The sequence below is a fragment of the Arsenophonus nasoniae DSM 15247 genome (assembly GCF_000429565.1).
GTDB classification, from domain to species: domain Bacteria; phylum Pseudomonadota; class Gammaproteobacteria; order Enterobacterales; family Enterobacteriaceae; genus Arsenophonus; species Arsenophonus nasoniae.
This window is the reverse complement of the sequence record NZ_AUCC01000291.1, coordinates 1-1086: the sequence shown is the minus strand read 5'-3', so window position 1 is coordinate 1086 and position 1086 is coordinate 1. Positions and strand designations below refer to the sequence as shown.

Annotated in this window: 2 protein-coding genes; both read left to right on the top strand. The window is 37.6% G+C overall.

What is annotated here, in order from left to right; translation table 11 throughout:
- A partial coding sequence (locus tag G468_RS22075) for a terminase small subunit (protein WP_034250592.1) occupies positions 1-384 on the top strand: 384 nt, incomplete at its 5' end.
- Positions 359-1086, top strand: a 728-nt coding sequence (locus G468_RS0118530; RefSeq protein ID WP_034250590.1) for a terminase large subunit domain-containing protein, incomplete at its 3' end; no start/stop codon positions are given. The genes G468_RS22075 and G468_RS0118530, both read left to right, overlap by 26 nt.

The following is a 1086-nucleotide window of genomic DNA, read 5'->3' as shown; positions in this document are numbered from 1 at the left end:
GAATGGATAGAAAATAACCCGCTAAAAGAAGAAAAAGTATTTTCTTATCAGGGAGAGATAACACACACAAACATATCAAAAATGCGAGCAATGACGATAATGGGATTATGCTTATTTCTCGATATCGACAGAACAACATGGCTTGCATACAAAGCTAAGGAAGGCTTTTCCATCATCACTACACGAACAGAGGAAGTAATCTACGATCAGAAATTCTCTGGCGCAGCTGCTGATCTACTGAATGCAAACATTATTGCTCGTGATCTTGGATTGAAAGAACAATCGCAAGTAGAAGATGTCACTAAATATAAAGGTGATAGAGATAAACGTCGTTCTAGAATAAAAGAGTTATTTAACCGTGGAAGATCTGGATCTGATACTTGATAAATTAAGTGATGAAGAACAAATTGAATTGCTCAATTTACTTGAAGAAGATGAAGAATACAAAAGAACGCACCAATTATTTGAATATAATCCTTATGAAAAGCAACGTGAATTCATCGAAGCGGGAGATAAATTTACAGAGAGATGTTTTGTTGCCGGAAACCAATTAGGTAAATCCTTGACGGGTGGCGCTGAAGTTTCATTTCATTTCACTGGACGCTATCCTGGTACAAAAGGTTACCCTGATGATGGTGCATGGAAAGGTATATGGAAAGGTAAGATATTCAAGGAACCGGTTGTTTTTTGGATCGGTGGTGAAACCAATGAAACAGTCACTAAAACAACTCAGCGTATCTTATGTGGACGCATAGAAGAAAATAACGAACCAGGTTATGGACTCATTCCAAAAGAAGACATAATCAGTTGGAAAAAATCACCATTTTATCCAAATCTGGTAGATCATCTACTAATTAGGCATAGAAACAAAGACGGTATTGAAGATGGCATGTCTATTTGTTATTTCAAACCGTACTCTCAGGGTCGCGCAAGATGGCAAGGGGATACGGTACATGGTGTTTGGTTTGATGAAGAACCACCTTATGCAATCTATTCTGAAGGTCTTACTCGTACCAATAAGTATGGACAATTTTCTATTCTTACCTTTACTCCATTGATGGGGATGTCTGATGTGGTCACTAAGTT